Source organism: Dorea sp. 210702-DFI.3.125, assembly GCF_020560945.1.
GTDB classification, from domain to species: Bacteria; Bacillota; Clostridia; order Lachnospirales; family Lachnospiraceae; genus Dorea; species Dorea formicigenerans.
In genome coordinates this window covers 12,825-31,197 of record NZ_JAJCNF010000003.1, presented here as the reverse complement: position 1 = coordinate 31,197, position 18,373 = coordinate 12,825, and the positions used below count along the sequence as shown (strand labels likewise).

Below are 18,373 nucleotides of genomic sequence, written 5' to 3'. Positions count from 1 at the left end.
AGGTCAGACATTGTTCTGACCTGTGAATTCCTATCCTCTTTTATCATTATATAAATGCTGCCTCCACTGCAGTTAGAACTGATGGGATTGTGACTGCAGACGTACCTCCAGTTGGTACCATTATCGCTACTGTTATAGCTATTATCAGCACAAACGCAGCCCCCATGACTACTTCTTTATTTTCTTTTATCCAATCAAAAAATTCATCATATGCATATTCTTCCTGTGGTACAGAATTATCTTTTGGAAGATACTTAAACTCAATTTCATATCCCATTGTATAACGAACTAAAACATCTTCTCTTAAAACCGACTCACATTTCAGAACTAATACTAATTCCCCTGCAGTGCTTAATTTATAATCAATACCAATAGTTCCATTCTCTATTTCTAACGAAAGCATATGAATCGCCATGGTACTTGTCAATCCCAGATCTGCTGTATACTTGGTTTCTAACTCACCAAAAACTGTATCCACTTTATTAGCCATATCTGTTGGTATTTTTCCATTTTCTACAGTCATTGATAACTTAATATCTTTATCTGGTAACATTTCTGCTGTTCTATATACCGAGTATGTAACTTCCAAAAATGGCTGATAAAATTTATATTTTTCTTCCATTTTGAACTCATTTCCCAACGGCAGTCCTAATGCTTTAAATAATTTGACAGCCTTTTGTCTTCGATAATCATCACTAACATCTGGCATCATCTCATTTGCTTTTGTCACTGATGCAAAACCATTATATCGTCCAGAGTAACCAACTTTATCCAATCCGAAAGTTCCATCTGTTGACGGGAACTGATACTCATGAAACTGATCAAATGCCCAGTTTTCTGGTATTTTATATCCCAGATTTCCACTGAAACCGGTAGACATATCACTAACATAACTACTTTCAGCTAGTCCGCTGTTACAAACTTTTGAGCACACATTTCTAGCTCCATAAATGCCAGCATGATAATAATATCCTGCTTTTTCAAATACTCTTCGTATACCAGCAAAATATTGTTTCACAGCATTGATTCCTGACTCCATTACATCATAATCAATCGCAAAATAAATGATTGCATTTTCTGGAATCCCGAGCTGACGTGCTGCTGATAACGCTTTTTGGGCTTCACTCACTCCACTTTCCAAAGTATATCGTGACATACTTGGTGTTCCTTCCTGGAAAATTGCAAAAATTCTTAATCCTGCCTTGAATATATCTGCAATTTCTTCTGCTGTCATCGCTTTCGATCTTTTGCCGCCTACTGTTCCTGATAAATATCTTCCAACATATCGGTATCCTGCATCATACAGTGACTTAGCTTTTGCATAATTTAATACGGTAGATGTATCACACGCTTTTGCCACCCTTGAAGTTTCTCCTTTACTTGACAGTAAGGAAGCCCATGTAATCCTGTCTACTGTTCCTGATGTTACCCCTGAAAGACAATAAAATTTCTGAAATTCTTCAATCTGTTTTTTCAACGCACTTCCAAATGCTCCATCCATACCTGCATTTGTCTCCATCATACACATCAGACACATTTGTACAATTTTCACATAAGCAGTTTTTGCTGTACCCGAAGATAGCGTTGGCGCTTTTGATAAAGTATTCTTTCCGTAAATTCCATCTACTCCTGATGTAGAATGATTAGCCTCTTCATACTGCAATCCGGCAATAATTGCTTTCATCATATTTCGGTCCGGAATTCCATTACACGGAATTAGTGCCCAGTTGCTTAATTTAACAATATATGTATTATTTAAATACTGCTGTGCTTCTCGCACATAATCTTTTCCATTCTTTACAAGAACAAATGCATCCGTATTTAACAATGCACGGATAAATATAGGCTGGAGTTCTCCATTTCCAGCATCAAATCCTGCGTCCATTTTGAATCTCTGAGCCGCTATTTCTACTGCCGCACCATAATGTCCGGTAATTCCCCCACACTCGTATCCCTTACAGTAGAAACCGCACTGAATAATCTTAATCAGATTTGTATTTGTTACTGTAGCTCCAATTGTCGGGCATACTGCCAATGTTCCTGCTCCAATAACTCCATCAACATTTTTCACGCCAATTTCATACTGCAAGGCTTTGCACAAAGCTTTGCATGTTCCTGCTCCGGTCATTCCGTCAACTGTCAGTTTTGTAAACCAGGATTGTGCTCCATATGTCTCATTCAACCACTCCTGAACCTCAGTTACTCTTGGATCTCCTTTTGCTTCACTCATCTTAAAACATCTCCTTTATTTCTTTTCTAGTGATCACTTATTTATAAAGAAGATATTTCATAATGATTTGTAAACTTATCACAATATTTATCCGTTCTCATTCAAAATATCAATTATATTCTTCAAAACAGTTGGCATTGGAATTCCCATAATTCCTGCATTTTCAATAATACTAATCAATTCATTTACAATAAATCCTATACAAATAGTATTTCCTATATAATCATTATTCATCAAGATATCAAGATGCACACCAACAAATACATAAATAAGCATCATTCCTTTTTTACATATTCCTTTCCATCCCACCTCACTTTTTAGAGTTCCTCTCTCACTCTTAGGTGATTTCTTAAAAAATACAGCAATCAAAATTCCTGATATATAATCAATAACCATAAACAATATTAATGTCCGCAATGGTATATCACATTTACCATGTACACAACTAATAAAACTTCCTAGTACACCTAATACATAACAAAAAAACTTTTCCACATTGGCACCTCTTTTCTATATTTCATCATATAAAAAGAAATTTTAACAGAAAAAAGCAACTAACCTATTACCGTTAATTGCTTTTCTACTTATATTTTACTTTACATTCACCATAATACTGCCTTGCACTACGCTAAATCTTAGCTTCATATTATCCTGATCTAATTTTTCCCAGTCACTTTCAGACATGAGTTGTCTATATGCCACATATGGTATAACAATTGTTTTCGTTTCGCCTGCCGGTATCGGCCAGACTAACTCTGAGTTGTCATTCATTTCCGGAAATAAATCCCAGCTCACTGCAGAAGACCATTTTCCAACTTCCAGATTCACTTTGTAAATGGTAAATGACTGCCAGTCTTTTGTAGGATTTTTTATATCTACCGTCAAAACCGGAATCTTGATATCTTTTCCTGATTCTCTCAGGTTTTCCTTTACAGAGTCACTGCAAGAAACCTGCCCCAGAGTCTGCACAGTCAAATCTTTTACAATCATCTGTGTCGCTCCCAGATCTACTTCCTGTTTTGGTTCTTTCCATATGTGATTGACAAGCATAGCTCCCAATCCTGTTCCCAATAGAACTGCCAAAAGACCTATACATATTTTCTTTCTCATAGCAGCTTCCCCTACTCCGCCAGTCCTTCTGCCGCGGTTCCTTCAATCTGAATCTTCTTTTCTCCGGTATACTCTTCTGTCGGATTGCTTTCCGGCACATATTCTTTTACTTCTATCGGCAGGAATTTTGCGGAATATGTCGTACATTTATTTTCGTCCGACCGCTCATCGTCTTCCCCTTCTCCGTATGGAGTATTCCGCTTGGAATCAGTTCCAATGTTAGTTCCGGCCGCGTACATTTTTCCGTCCTTTGTCAGGATAAATGTATCATCATAACAGGTCGTACCGTAATCATTCGGGTTTACATTGGCCAGATCTGTCCAAATTGCATTCTGCTCAATCTCATCACACCAGACCATTCGTACATTTTCCATGACCTTTTCCGGCTCTGTCAGAAATGTTTTCTCACCGGTATATCCACACTGGCCATAGGTGTTATCGCCCCAGGTGTACAGGTCACCATTCACCGTTATCGCTGCTGAACGTCTGTTGGTGGTCGTGACGTAAATTGCCTGATCCAGCATCTTGTGTGGTTCGGTGTACATCAGCGTTCCTTCCCCGTAAATGCTACTTGCTTCGCCGGACATAAACTCACCCCACCAGTACGCTTCCCCATTCTTTTTGAGCGCAACCGCACAGGTCGCACCAGCCCGCATATAAGACACATCACTCATCAGAAGCTTCGGCTGGTTCACCACATTTTGCTGTGGATTCATGGCATCGTTTTCGCCTGGTTCTTTTCCAAGAATTCCCTGCAGATTCGCACCTGCGCCGTACAGTTCTCCATTTTCCGTAAGATACATCATAAAATATCCATTGGCTGATGCATCTACATGAACAACATGCTCGGCTATTTTCTGAGGTTCCATGTACTCCTCGTGATACCAGTTGCCCACATCTTCCGGGTGATTGATTCCAAGCTGGGCATAGTAGTTCATGCCCTGTCCCCACAGCACATGATTTTCATCAATATAATATCGGTTGCCTGCAATCACCTTATTCGTAATATAATAATCAGAAATGTGAAAATCTTCCGGCTGGTTCAATAAAGACATATCTGTTGTATAAAATTCCTTCTTTTTCTGATTTTCTGCCTTCTTTTCGGCTTCTTCTTTTGCTTTTTCTTCCTTCGATTTTTTCTTCTTTTTGTTCAAATCATCTGTCGCTTTTTCCAGGTTCTCTGCCTTCGCAAATACATTTTCCCCAAGCTTTATCTCTCGGATATTCTCCCAGTCACTAAGTTCCAAGGCATAATAACAACGGTTTTCTTCTGATTTTTCTTCCCCTGTGGAAGTTACTTTCGGGACGATAATATCCGCAGCTTCATACTCTGATACGTCTGCATTTGGATCAAACTGAATCTGTTTCTCTTTCCCATTTTTCCAGCATACCGTCATAAGCCCGGCGGTCATTGCCTGCGAATTGTAAAATTCTTCGTCAGTTCCCGCATCTAACAGAATTCCTTCCTCACTCACATACAGATCTTTTCCCCGGTACTCATATCTGCGCGCGTCCTTTTTGACTTTCGGTGAAGTCTTAATGTTGATAAGCTCCTTACCCGTTTTTGCGTCATTCATCACCAGATGCATTTTTCCTTGCCTGCCGGAAGCTTCATGGTTTACATAATAAAGCGTAAGATACTGAATCCCGCCGGCATTTTTCTGCTCATAAATATTTCCATCATAGGCAGACGCATCATCGACAATCCCCAGTTTATAAGAATCTTCTACAATCTGAAAAGACTGGCTCTGCTTAAGCTCCTGCTGTGTCTGCAGCAGCTTAGCCTTCTTTCCGCCTTTTCGCCTGATCTGCAGATCCACTCGCCCTGTCTGCGTCTTCTCACAATACACATTCTTCTTCACGACAATATCATAATTCTTATAAGTGGCATGGGAATTCTCCCAGCGGATCCACAAAACTAGCAGACTGACTGCAATTACAGCCAGAAAAATAATAAGTTCTGCTCGAAACACATTTTTTCTTTTTGTCCGTTCCATAGGCACCTCTCTTTTCCCCTAATCAACAGCTTCACCGGTTCATCCTGATAAATTCAAAATCCCCATTTATCATAACATTTTTTCTATACATATGGAATCCATTGGCATAACTGGTAACAATCCGGTATTATCTCGCACATTTTCCTGATTGTATGAAAATACCGCTGGCAATTACTATAAGCAACTCCAGCGGTATCTTAATGTCTTATTCTATAAAATTTTAATCAAAGTGAAATTCTTCTAATAACTTCTTCCTACATTCGGAATCTGCAGCCATTTTTACAATATCTTCCATTCTACCTTGTCGATTTAATTCTATAATCAATTTTGCTATTCGCACTTCACCACATTTTTCGCCCTCTTCAAAGCCTTTCGTTCCTGCCTCATATGTTCTTCTTCATCATACTCAAATATGCTCACCCTTAACACCTCTGCTCTGTTCTTCCGACTTACTTTCATAAGCATCGGATAAACGTAAAACACTCTGTTCCGGCATCTTGGAAATATAATACTTGAAAGGATTGTACCACAATTGATATATTATGTCGAGATGTTTTTCTAAAATTAATATAGTCAGAATTGTATCCAAATTGATTTATTCAACTAATATTGCATTCATGTAAAATAGTGTGATTTTTGCCTTATTTTTCACACTAAACTGCATGAACTTTTATTTATTTTTTACATTATTCTGCACATAAGCACTTTATTACTCTGACTTAATTGTCTTTATTAACCCTCCAGCTCTGCCGGATCTACTCCCTGTTTCTTCAGCTTCAGATACACAATTTCCCGGAACAGTGCATATGCCACCGACACGATCGGTATAAATATCAGCATTCCGACTACTCCCATAAGGCTGCCTCCGATGCTGACTGCTGCCAGCACCCAGATGGACGGCAGCCCTACAGAATTACCTACTACATGCGGATAAATCAGGTTCCCTTCTATCTGCTGGAGCACAAGAAACAACACGATGAACATAAGCGCCTTCATGGGATCGACCATAAAGATTAAAAATGCTCCCACCGCACAGCCTAAGAATGCTCCAAAGATCGGTATCAGTGCGGTAAATGCGATAAAGATTCCCACCAGCAGTGCATACGGCAGCCGGAAGATCGTCATGGCCAATACGAACATGCTTCCAAGAATCACAGCCTCCAGGCACTGTCCGGTCAGGAAGCTTGAAAATGTGCTGTAAGTCAGGGAAGAGACTTCCACCACAGCCTCCGCACGACCTCTTCGTACGAATGCAAACAGCACCTTTTTCGCCTGTATCCCAAGCTTTTTCTTCTGCAGCAAAATATAAATCGCAAATACAAAAGCTATGACAAATGTTGAAACTCCGCTGATAATGCTTTTTGCAGCGGTAAGTGTCGAATTCAGCATATTTCCTGCACCATTTTTCAGGAAATCAATCAGTGCCTCCACAATCTTGTCCCAGTCAAACTGTACACTGTTGATCAGTTCGACAACCTCCTTGTTTCCATGAAAGACCTCTTTCCCCCACGCCTGTGCATGTGGGATGAACTGGGTAATACTCTGCCCCAGATTTCCAAGTGTATTTACAAGCTGAGGTACAACACCAAAGATCACTACCGTCAACACGCCAACTACGATACAAAGTACACTCAACAGACTCACCGGTCTCGCAAGCTTATCTGCCACTTTATTTTTTCTTACTTTTTCCGTAAACAAGTGCCGCTCGATAAAGTTCATCGGTACATTCAGTACAAACGCAATGGCTCCTCCAAGCAGAAATGGAAAGATCAGATGCCCCACATATCCCAGTACTTCCAACACCTCTTCATATTTCCACAGCACCACGATCAGCAGTGCTGTGAACAAAATCAGCTCCCGAATTTTCCGCATATTTTCCTTATTCAGTTCCATTTAATTCCTTCCTTTATTCAATATCCTGTCAAATCCTCTATTTCTTTCGCGTTCTGATCCATTTCAGCAGCTGAATAACCGGCAGATTCAAAAGAGCCAGTCCATATACAGTCATCAACTGTGCCACCGTCAGTGTCTGCACTTTGAACATTCCCTGAAGTGCCGGGATCATCAGTACTCCTGTAATCAAAAGCCAGCCAAGTACAAATGCTCCGATCAGATAAATGTTATTCCAGAATCGTTTCGTAAAAATGATCGGTTTGTTTGCTTTACAGTTAAATCCGTGAACCAGACGGCTGCTGCAAAGTGTTCCAAATGCCATCGTACTTGCCAGCACTGCATTTCCATTGCGATATCCGATCATAAATGCTGTCATGGTCATGATTCCGATACACAGACCTTCCACTCCGATGCTTGTAAGAAATGGTTTTGTCAAAATGGATTCTCCCATGGCACGTGGTTTTTCTTTCATCACTTCCGGATTGTGCGGCTCCAGTCCAAGCGCGATCGCCGGCAAGCTGTCTGTCAGAAGGTTGATGAACAGCAGATGTACCGGTGCAAATGGAACCGGCAGACTTGCAAGTGATGCGTACAAAACTGTAAGAATCGCTGCAAAATTTCCAGAAAGCAGGAACTGAATCGCATTTTTAATATTCTGATAAATGTTTCGTCCATTTTCCACTGCCTTGACGATTGTTGCAAAGTTATCATCCGTCAGCACCATAGCTGCCGCATCTTTCGCCACTTCACTTCCCGTGATTCCCATGGCAACTCCGATATCCGCCTGCTTCAGTGCCGGGGCATCATTCACTCCGTCTCCCGTCATTGCCACAATATTTCCACGCTCCTGCCATGCCCGCACGATACGGATCTTGTGTTCCGGTGAAACTCTTGCATACACAGAAATGTTCGATACGAACTCCTGGAGTTCTTCGTCCGTCATATCTTCGATGACCGCACCTTCACAGGCTTCCGACATATTTTCCAGAATTCCGATCCGTTTGGCAATAGCCGCTGCTGTTACTTTATGGTCTCCTGTAATCATGATTGGTTTGATTCCAGCCTTGATACATTCCGCAACTGCATCTTTAGACTCCACTCTCGGCGGATCCATCATGGAAATCAGTCCCAGGAATGTCAGGTCATTTTCATCATTTAATGTAAGCCCCTGCTCCTGTTCCATCGTCTTAAATGCAAATGCAAGAACTCGCAGTCCGTTTTCTGAAAAATATTTATTCTGCACTTCAATTCTGACGCGGTCTTCTTCTGTAATCTTTCTTAGAGTATCTCCATCCTGAATGTGGCTCATACGCTCAAGAAGCACGTCGACCGCACCTTTTACGACCATAACGTACCGTCCGTCTATAAAATGCTCCGTGGACATGAGTTTTCTGTCACTGTCAAACGGCACCTCGGAAAGCCTTGGGTACTCCTCACGCACTTGTGCATAATCTACTCCCAGAAGACTGCCAAGATTAATAAGAGCCGTCTCCGTCGGATCCCCGATTTCCTGACCATCATGATTTGTAGAATCATTGCAAAGCATACTGAACATCAGTAACTCTCGCTGTGCCGAATCCTTCAGATCAATCTCTTCGGAACAGACACTCTCACTATTTACATAATAATTTTCCACAGTCATTTTATTCTGCGTCAAAGTTCCTGTCTTATCAGAACAGATGATTGACACACTGCCAAGTCCTTCGACCGCCTGAAGCTTACGGATAATCGCATGCTCCTTCGCCATCTTTTGTGTGCCAAAGGAAAGCACGATGGTCACGATAGAACTAAGCGCCTCCGGGATAGCTGCCACCGCCAGCGCTACCGCAAATAAAAATGCATTTACAATCGATTCTCCGCGGATCACGCTGATTGCAAATAAAATTCCGCAAAATACAAGAATCGTAATAGACAACTTCTTACCAAAATCATCCAGATTCTTCTGAAGCGGTGTCTGCTTCTCTGATGCATTTTTCAGAAGCCCGGCAATCTTACCGACCTCCGTACTCATTCCGACTTCCGTTACTTCAAATGATGCTCGTCCATAAGTCACGAAGCTTCCGGAAAATACCCGGTTCGTCTGATCTCCAAGTGCTGCACCTTCCGGTACTTCTTCTAAAGACTTCTCCACTGGGAGACTCTCACCTGTCAGTGCACTTTCGTCCACTTTAAGACTTGCAACTGTAAGTAACTTTCCATCTGCCGGAATTAAATCTCCCGCCTCCACAATCACTTCATCACCGACGGTCACTTCTCTCGCCGGTACCTGCATGAGCTGCCCGTCACGCACAACTTTCGCGTCCGGTGCCGACAACTGCTTCAAACTATTCAATGACTGCTCCGCCTTCACCGTCTGCACCGTTCCAAGAATTGCATTCATCGTAATAACTACAAAGATTACAATCGCACTCTCCACATCTCCAAGAAATCCTGAAATCACCGCGGAGATGATCAGAATAATTACCAGAAAATCCTTGAACTGTTCTAAAAATATTTGAAAGACACTTTTTTTCTTTCCCTCTTCCAGTTCATTCGGCCCGTATTTCTTTAGATTTTCCTTCGCCTGCTCATTTGTCAACATAATTTGTACCTCCTTTTAATCGCTGTGGTCAAACGCCCTATACTGCTTTAGAGCTGATCAGGTGTACAAAAATAGAGACCTTTATTGCACACCAAAAATATGCAATAAAAGTCTCACCATTTCATTACGATACGGATGATCACTCATCGTACTGACGACATCGCAAACGCCTGATTTTCTACTTTACAAGACTGACAGGCGCCAGTTACTCCCTTTTATTAATGTTAATATAGTCGATTCTTTCGAATCTGTCAACGGGGTTTTTACCTTTCCAACAAAAAATCTATCATATTCTGATGTATAATTCCATCTCTTGAAAAATCAAATCTGTCCATGGAAAGTACATACTTCGGATAATTATCCTGAATATCTTTATATGCTCCAAATTCTCTTTCTATGACATCTTCTGTTGCCAGCAAATAGGCGACCTGGTAATACTCTTTCTTTCTGTCTTTCACTGCTACAAAACCAATCTCACCCTTTGTCGTTTTTCCTACATCGTATTCCGGAATCCTTTTCCAATGATCTCACTACTGTTTGTGATCATCATAAATGCGTGTGGTTCTACGCTTCTTACGAATTTCCGCAGTTTTAATGCCTGATCTCTGTTCACAACAGTCATGATGACTTTCTTCGGCTCGTGTGAATAAGAGCCTTCTGCAGACATAATTGTCGCACTGTGATTCAGCTCTTTATGAATATAATCGCAGATTGTATCAGCATTATCTGACACGATTGTAAAATATTTACACAGGTTCAGACTCTCAATTACGGAATCAATGAAAAATGATTTCGCAAGGAATCCGGCAAATGAAAACAGTCCAACGGTCGGATTATATACAAAGAAAGAAATCACAACAACTGCGAAGTCTACCAGCAATAATGCCATTCCAATTGACACATTCGTATACTTTTTTAATATCAAAGCAATAATATCGGTTCCTCCGCTGGACGCATCCATGAAGAAGAATATCGCGGAACACACTGCCAGCAGCATAAAAGAAAATACAAGCTCCAGCACCGGCTGGTTCGTGATTGGCTTGTCTATCGGATACACATACTGCGCAACTTCCAGCACACCACTGAATACGATACTGACATAGAAAGACCGCATTGCAACTTCCTTTCCCAATATTGGAAATGCGATCAATAACAGTAACATATTGATTACAAATGTGTACGTACTGGCGGAACCTCCAAACATTCCACTTAAAATAACTGCAAAACCGGCTACACCTCCGAAACTGAAATGGTTCGGAAACTTAAATACATAGTTCGCCAGTGCAAGTACGACTGCCCCCACAGTCAGTATACTGTATTTTTTAATCGGTCCCATATGCTCATCTAACATAATATTTTCTCCCTTTTTACCTTAACTCAAGACACTTGATTGTTTATCTTTGTTATAACATACTCTCCCCAAAAAAGGAATGCCATCCGGCATTCCTTTTCGTAATATTTACATTCCAAGTCTCTCTGCAATTTCAAGACCCTTCGGACTTGTTGCGACACCACCCATACTTGTCTCTCTGAGTGACACGTCCATCTTCATTCCGACTTCGCCCATGGCATCAATGACCTGATCTACCGGAATCTGGCTGATGATTCCTGCTAGTGCCATGTCTGCTGCCGCCAAAGCGTTGACCGCACCGCCTACATTTCTTTTCACACACGGAACTTCTACCAGCCCAGCTACCGGATCACAGACAAGTCCCATCAGATTCTTAAGTGCCATGGCACAGGCATGTCCCATTTGCTCTTTACTTCCGCCACGTACAGAACAGATTGCTGCTGCTGTCATTCCGGAGGCTGAGCCAATCTCTGCCTGACATCCGCCGGATGCTCCTGCAAGAGATGCGCGGTTCGCAATCACCTGTCCGATTCCTGCTGCCACATACATAGCCTCGATCATACGATCTTCCTCTACACCATACTCTCTGAAATAAGTGACAAGAACTGCAGGCATAACACCACACGCTCCGGCAGTCGGAGCTGCAACAATTCGCTTCATACATGCGTTATTACATCCCATTTTTAATGCATTTGCGATAACCTTTGACACAAAATTTCCGCATAATGGCTTTTCATTCTCCCGATATACATCCATCTGCTTACCTTCACTTCCTACAAGCCCACTTCTGGATACTGCTTCCGGATCATATGCCTCCACACTTTCTTTCATTCTTGTCCACATTAAAGTCATCTGCTTCCAGGACTCTTCTTCACTGATTCCATTTTCTTCACAATCTTCAAGCTGGACAGCTTTCCAGAACTCCACGCCATCCTTCTCACATCTTGCCATAATCTCATCCACTGCCTGATATGCCATAATTATCGTCCCTCCTCCAGATTCAGAGATATTACTTCCAGAATATCCTCTTTCTTTTTCAGTTCATTCACTACATTTTCCGGAATGAACTGATCTGTCTCTACGACCATGACTGCACTTCCACCTCTTTTATGGCGGAATACCTGCATCGTTGCAACATTTATCTTCTCGTGACTAAGTGCCGCACTGACTTCCGTAATACATCCCGGCCTGTCCATATTTCGAACGATCAGTGTATTACTCTCACCACTAAAATCTACCTCGATCCCATCCAGAACACTGACACGGATTCTTCCTCCTCCAATGGAGTATGCCTGCATGACCATTTTTTTATCCGCATCATTTTCCATAATGATTCGTGCTGTATTCGGGTGTGCCCCTCTGATTTCTTTCTTATCAATGACAAATTCCATGCCACTTTCTTTTGCGACTGTAAAACTATCTGGAATTCGGAGATCATCCGGCTTCATCCCTAGAAGACCTGCGATGATCGCCTTATCCGTCCCATGTCCTTCTCCGGTTGCTGCAAATGAACCATGAAGATATACAATTGCCTTTTTCACCGGCTCCCCAAAAAGTTGTCTGGCTGTATATCCAATTCGCACCGCTCCTGCTGTATGGGAACTGGACGGACCGACCATGACCGGTCCCAATATATCAAATATGCTGCTCATCGCAAGCTCCTCCTATTCTATAAATCCTTTACCAATAATCTCGCTGCTGTTGGTGATCATCATAAATGCGTCCGGATCTACTTTGTGAACATAGTTCCGGAGATTTCTCGCCTGTTCGCGTTTTACAACTGTCATAACTACCTGTTTGTTATCTTTCGTATAAGCGCCTCTTGCATCGTAAATCGTCGCACCGTGATTCAACTCTGCATTAATGTAATTGCAGATTGGCTCTGCATTTTTGGAAATGATTGTAAAATATTTACATAGATTCAATGACTCAATGACCGTGTCAATAAAAAATGACTTTGCAAGGAATCCGGCCAGTGAAAATAAACCTACAGTTACACCATACACGAAAAATGCCACAATGACAACTATGAAATCTACGACCAGCAGTGCTGTTCCGATTGAAATATTGGTATACTTTTTTAATATCAAAGCAATAATATCCGATCCACCGCTGGATGCATTCATGTTGAAGAAAATTGCGGAACATACTGCAATGATCATAAAGCAAAATACAAGTTCCAACACCGGCTGATTTGTAAGTGGCTTTGACATCGGCCACACATACTGTATGACTTCCAGTGTTACACTGTACAAGACGCTCACATAGGCAGACCGCATTGCCACTTCTTTTCCCAGCAATACAAATGCAACTACAAGTAAAAGCATATTAATGACAAATGTATACGTGCTCGCAGAGCCTCCAAGCAGACCGCTCATAATCACGGCGATACCGCTGACCCCGCCAAAACTAAAGTGATTCTGAAATTTGAATATGTAGTCCGAAATTCCCAATACGACAGAACCAACTGTCAATATTCCATATCTTTTCACTGCTTCCATCTCATTTTATACCCTTTATTTTATACTTTATGTTTCATACTTTTTATTTCATATCTTTTAAAAAGGCTTTGTATCCGCGATATACTTCGTATATATCAGATTTACTTGTCACTTCGTATGGTGCATGCATGGACAGAACTGCCACACCACTATCAATAACGCTCATTGCTTTATTTGCCATGACATAGGCGATGGTTCCACCGCCACCTTGGTCGACCTTTCCAAGTTCTGCGGTCTGAAAAGCAACATGATTATTGTCAAATACATTTCGTACTTTCGCAACATACTCTGCGTTAGCATCACTTGTTCCATTCTTTCCGCGGCTTCCGGTGTATTTATTCAACACAAGTCCTCTCCCGAAATATGCTGTATTCTTCTTTTCGAATACTTCCGGATAAAGCGGATCGTAAGCGGCACTTACGTCAGAAGATAACATGCAGGAATTGCGAAGCACTCTTCTTACCTTCACCGGGCTATCCTCCCCTGTCAGTGCGAGAACCTCTGCAACCATATCCTCGAAGAAACTTGACTGCATACCGGTCGCTCCCATATTTCCAATTTCTTCTTTGTCCGCAAGAATACAGCAACCTGTACGCTCCGGATTTTCTGCCTCAAGCATTGCAAAAAGTGAAGTCAGAGCACATACCTTATCGTCCTGTCCATATCCGAGAATCATACTTCTGTCAAATCCACAATCCCTGGATTTTCCTGACGGCACGATTTCAAGCTCTGCAGAGAGGAAATCTTCCTCCTCTATATCATAAGCTTCTTTCAGATAACGAACTACCCACGCGCGTACTTTTTCTTTCTCATCTTTATCTGCATTTTTTACCGGTTTTGTTCCAACCAGAAGATCCAGACCTTCGCCCTCAATCACGATTCTTGCTTTCTTTTCAAGCTGATCCTGGGATAAATGTATCAGAAGATCAGAGATTACGAATACCGGGTCGTCTTCCTTCTCACCGATAACGACCGGCACGACTGTTCCGTCTTTTTTCACAACAACGCCGTGAATTGCAAGAGGAATCGTCACCCACTGGTATTTTTTCACACCGCCATAGTAGTGTGTGTCCAGATATGCCATCTGTGTATCTTCATATAATGGATTCTGTTTTACATCCAGTCTCGGTGAATCCACATGTGCACCTAAAATGTTCATTCCCTCTGTCAGCGGTTTTGTTCCGATGTGGAAAAGTGCCAGCGTTTTCTTCATATACTGTGCATAAACCTTATCCCCGGCTTTCAGTGTCACACCCTCACGGATACAGTCCTCAATATTCTGATATCCCTTTTCCTCTGCCATTGCAATGGACAGTGTCACACACTCTCTCTCCGTCTTGGACTGATCCAGACATTTTCTGTATCTGACTGCCAGTTCCTCCAGTTCTCTTTCCTGCTCTTCCGTATAGTGTTCCCACATATTTTTACGTTCCATACTTAAACCTCCACAAAAAAGATGCCGTCCCCCCATGGACCGGCATCTTTCATTCAATTCATATACTTCTACACTTTATATTTAAAACTTTCGTCTGACATGGATCCCTCTTTTATCAGACGCTTTACTGTCTTCATATAATGCTCCGAAATTGCGTTGCAGATTGTCTCTTCGTCTTTACTCCTAAATACATTCAAAAGTCGTTCATGAATATCATGCTGCCGGTTTGCCGCTTCCTTCCGGTCCGAATTTCCGGCAAAATAGCAGACAATATTGCCGTAATTCAATTCGGTCCAGGCTTTCAGAAGTCTGTTCAGACCTGCTTTTTCGACGATTACTTGGTGAAACCTACAATCACAATCTACAAGATCCCCTAAATCATCCTCACCAAAAATCTTCATCTCTTCCACGATGGATTCCATCTGTGCAAGATCTTCATCGGAAAGCTGTCCCTCATATGTTCGAACTGCTACCTGCTCATAAGTTGCACGAAGCAGATAGATTTCATAAATATCTTCCAATGTAACCTGCTTGACCGAACATCCAACATTTCTCACATATTCTACGAGTCCTTCCTGTTCCAGCTGACGCAAAGCTTCTCTGATTGGTCCTCGACTTACTCCAAGTTCATCGGACAGGTTCTGCTCTACGATTCGCATTCCCGGTTCATATTCCCGGTTCAAGATTTTCATCCGAATTTCATCTACAACATTTTCTCTCAATGTACGATATCTTAATTTTGCCATATGATTTCATTTCCTTACTACATATAATATCATTCTGCTCCCAGCAGTTGTTTTCATACAATGCGCAATATTTTTGATTTCTTTAATCATAGCATAACAAATGTAGAAAAGGAAACTCTTTACTGATATTTTTTTGCTATATACTGCCACTTACAAGCCTATAGGCCGCATATAGCCTTAACCACATAGGCGACAAATATTCCGACATAGTTTCCACATGCTCCGGCGATAACTCCCATGATCAATCCGACATTAATCAGTGATTTCCAGTTTCCACCTGCTGCTGTCAGAGATGCTGTCGGTCCGTCTACGATACATCCTACCATAGAAAGAAGTACATACTCGTATTTGATCTTGAACAAACGGCAGATCAGGAAATGTAATATTGTACATCCGATTAACATCAGGAATACATATAATGTCATCATAAATGCTGATCCTACGAACTCTCTTAAATCTACTGCAAATCCGATTGTTGCAAGGAAGCACAGGGAAATGAAAAGTCCAAGGTCCAGGTTACCACGAAGTTTCTTCACTGGTTTTAACTGTGCAAGACAGATAGAAATTGTTGTAACCATAAGGAGTCTTCCTGCTTTCCAGAATGTATCAGGGAAAATGCGCTGTGCAATTGCTGTTGTAATAAATGCTACACCAAATCCGATTGTAAGAAGCCATGCTATATCTTTGATGGACCATTCTTTGTCAGACATCAGTGGCTTATGCTCACCTTCATCAAGCTCTTCCTCTGTAAATGAGTATGGCCATAATTTATTCCATCTCTTAGAAGCTTTGAAAATAGCCGGTGCTGCAAACATCAGAACCATCAGTGGTGTAGATACTACATAGTCTGCTGCATTTGCTGCTGCAAGTGTCTCTCTTGAACAGTCAACTCCTGTCGCAATTGCCGTTAAGTTCGGTGTTCCTCCTGTGTATGTTCCTACGAACATTCCTGCACATTTCCATCCTTCTGTAATCTGTGGTGCAAAGATGATACCAAGACCAATTGCCACGATACATACGGAGAAGATTGCAGATACTAAAGCAATAACCGGCTGACGATTCAGCTTCTTAAGCTCTGTCACATTCATGCTTAACAGACAGATGGAAATTCCTGCCTGTACACAATAAGTAGAAATTGAGCTGTACAAATCATGTGATATCGGCACAACATGTGTGTTAGAAAGTACGATTCCGATGATTACAACTGTCAGTACTGGTCCCAGTGAACGGAATACCTTGTACCTCTGAAGCCAAAGTGAGAATGCTACCATAAGTAAAATTACAAACAACAGACCCTCTGTACTTGAAATTAAAGTTTTCATTTTTCTTTTGTTCCTCCTTGGTTTACTCAAGTCTTACAATTTTACTATTAAGACTTGACAATTTGTTTTGTTTATTGTAGATTGTTAACAATAGGATTTGTGGTTTAAATATACCACGGTGATTGACAAATTGCAATAACAACTTTTTAATATTGGAGGTTTTACTATGAATTTTGAACAATATCAGAATTATCTGATCGACACAGCAACTTCTCTTCTGTCCATCGACAGTACCAGTGGATTTACAGCAAAAGTAACTGACTATTTGATCGATACAGTAAAAGAACTGGGGTATCCTGTTTATAAGAACAATATTGGTAATGTTATTGTAACCGTAGAAGGTGAAGATGACTCTGAGCCAGTTGCTCTGTCTGCACACGTAGATACATTGGGACTTATGGTCCGCTCTATTACATCTGACGGAATGTTGATGATTACTTCCATCGGATCACCACTTCTTCCATCTCTGGACGGTGAGTACTGTAACATCCACACAAGAGACGGAAGAGTTTACACTGGAACCATTCTTTCCCTGTCACCGGCAGTTCACGTATTCCCGGATGCATCTACAAGAGACAGAGATGAGCAGAACATGGCCGTTCGTATCGATGAGATTGTTCACTCGAAAGAAGATGTAGAAGCGCTCGGAATTCATGCAGGAGATTTCGTATGCTACGACCCTAAGACAACATTTACAAAAAGCGGATTCTTGAAATCTCGTTTCATCGATGATAAAGCTTGTTCCGCGCTGGAGCTTACACTTTTAAAAATCATGAAAGACAACGACATAAAACCAAAGCATAAGACATATATTTGTTTCTCAACGCACGAGGAAATCGGATACGGCGGAGCAACACTCCCGAAAGATATTAAAGAACTTCTCGTTGTAGACATGGGATGTGTCGGTCTTGACCTGACTTGCACAGAAGAACAGGTATCCATCTGTGCAAAAGATTCATCCGGTCCTTTCGACTACGAGATGACAACTAGACTTGTTAACCTCGCTAAAAAACATAATCTTGACGCTGTCACAGACATTTATCCACGTTATAGCTCAGATGCTTTAGCAGTATGGAGAGCCGGATATGACACACGCGCTGCACTCATCGGACCGGGCGTGCAGGCTTCCCACGGTATGGAACGCACACACATCAAAGGACTGATGAACACATTAGAACTGTGCGCAGCATACCTCGAGCTGATCTAA

General features: G+C 41.6%; 15 protein-coding genes. 1 reads left to right on the top strand and 14 read right to left on the bottom strand.

All coding sequences use genetic code 11. The features are described from left to right. Window positions 1-46 precede the first annotated feature (46 nt). From LI164_RS02225 to LI164_RS02160, 14 genes are all read right to left on the bottom strand, one after another. A complete protein-coding gene (locus tag LI164_RS02225; protein ID WP_119209780.1) occupies window positions 47-2,230 on the bottom strand; it encodes a glycoside hydrolase domain-containing protein in 2,184 nt (727 codons plus the stop codon). Between the two features lie 87 nt (window positions 2,231-2,317). Then, window positions 2,318-2,725: a holin family protein gene (locus tag LI164_RS02220; protein WP_119209781.1), complete on the bottom strand. Its 408-nt coding sequence runs from the start codon at window positions 2,723-2,725 to the stop codon at window positions 2,318-2,320. 96 nt (window positions 2,726-2,821) lie between these two features. Then, complete coding sequence (locus LI164_RS02215; protein WP_215683706.1) at window positions 2,822-3,340, bottom strand: hypothetical protein; 519 nt, start codon at window positions 3,338-3,340, stop codon at window positions 2,822-2,824. Between the two features lie 11 nt (window positions 3,341-3,351). Beyond that, entirely contained in the window at window positions 3,352-5,337 is a 1,986-nt protein-coding gene (locus LI164_RS02210; protein WP_215683707.1) for a hypothetical protein, read from the bottom strand. Window positions 5,338-6,069: 732 nt separating this feature from the next. After that, window positions 6,070-7,230 carry an AI-2E family transporter gene (locus tag LI164_RS02205; RefSeq protein ID WP_215683708.1) on the bottom strand — a complete coding sequence of 387 codons (1,161 nt, stop codon included), beginning with the start codon at window positions 7,228-7,230 and terminating at the stop codon, window positions 6,070-6,072. Between the two features lie 37 nt (window positions 7,231-7,267). Next, entirely contained in the window at window positions 7,268-9,811 is a 2,544-nt protein-coding gene (locus LI164_RS02200; RefSeq protein WP_215683709.1) for a cation-translocating P-type ATPase, read from the bottom strand. A gap of 263 nt (window positions 9,812-10,074) precedes the next feature. Further along, complete coding sequence (locus LI164_RS02195; protein ID WP_173822878.1) at window positions 10,075-10,269, bottom strand: hypothetical protein; 195 nt, start codon at window positions 10,267-10,269, stop codon at window positions 10,075-10,077. A 35-nt stretch (window positions 10,270-10,304) separates the two neighbouring features. Continuing rightward, window positions 10,305-11,162 (bottom strand): YitT family protein, encoded by an 858-nt coding sequence (locus LI164_RS02190; RefSeq protein WP_117494377.1) that lies wholly within the window; start codon window positions 11,160-11,162, stop codon window positions 10,305-10,307. Between the two features lie 108 nt (window positions 11,163-11,270). Beyond that, entirely contained in the window at window positions 11,271-12,140 is an 870-nt protein-coding gene (gene sdaAA / locus LI164_RS02185; protein ID WP_118364776.1) for an L-serine ammonia-lyase, iron-sulfur-dependent, subunit alpha, read from the bottom strand. A 2-nt stretch (window positions 12,141-12,142) separates the two neighbouring features. After that, complete coding sequence (gene sdaAB / locus LI164_RS02180; protein ID WP_117494375.1) at window positions 12,143-12,814, bottom strand: L-serine ammonia-lyase, iron-sulfur-dependent subunit beta; 672 nt, start codon at window positions 12,812-12,814, stop codon at window positions 12,143-12,145. A gap of 12 nt (window positions 12,815-12,826) precedes the next feature. Then, complete coding sequence (locus tag LI164_RS02175) at window positions 12,827-13,663, bottom strand: YitT family protein (RefSeq protein WP_117494374.1); 837 nt, start codon at window positions 13,661-13,663, stop codon at window positions 12,827-12,829. A 43-nt stretch (window positions 13,664-13,706) separates the two neighbouring features. Then, window positions 13,707-15,098 carry an aminopeptidase gene (locus LI164_RS02170; protein WP_118398939.1) on the bottom strand — a complete coding sequence of 464 codons (1,392 nt, stop codon included), beginning with the start codon at window positions 15,096-15,098 and terminating at the stop codon, window positions 13,707-13,709. A gap of 68 nt (window positions 15,099-15,166) precedes the next feature. Further along, a complete protein-coding gene (locus tag LI164_RS02165) occupies window positions 15,167-15,844 on the bottom strand; it encodes a GntR family transcriptional regulator (protein ID WP_005331758.1) in 678 nt (225 codons plus the stop codon). A 158-nt stretch (window positions 15,845-16,002) separates the two neighbouring features. Further along, a complete protein-coding gene (locus tag LI164_RS02160; protein WP_117494372.1) occupies window positions 16,003-17,166 on the bottom strand; it encodes a DUF819 domain-containing protein in 1,164 nt (387 codons plus the stop codon). A 166-nt stretch (window positions 17,167-17,332) separates the two neighbouring features. Here LI164_RS02160 and LI164_RS02155 point away from each other — a divergent pair, with 166 nt between their 5' ends. Next, the gene (locus LI164_RS02155) at window positions 17,333-18,373 is read left to right on the top strand and encodes a M42 family metallopeptidase (protein ID WP_117494371.1); all 1,041 of its coding nucleotides are present in this window, start codon (window positions 17,333-17,335) and stop codon (window positions 18,371-18,373) included.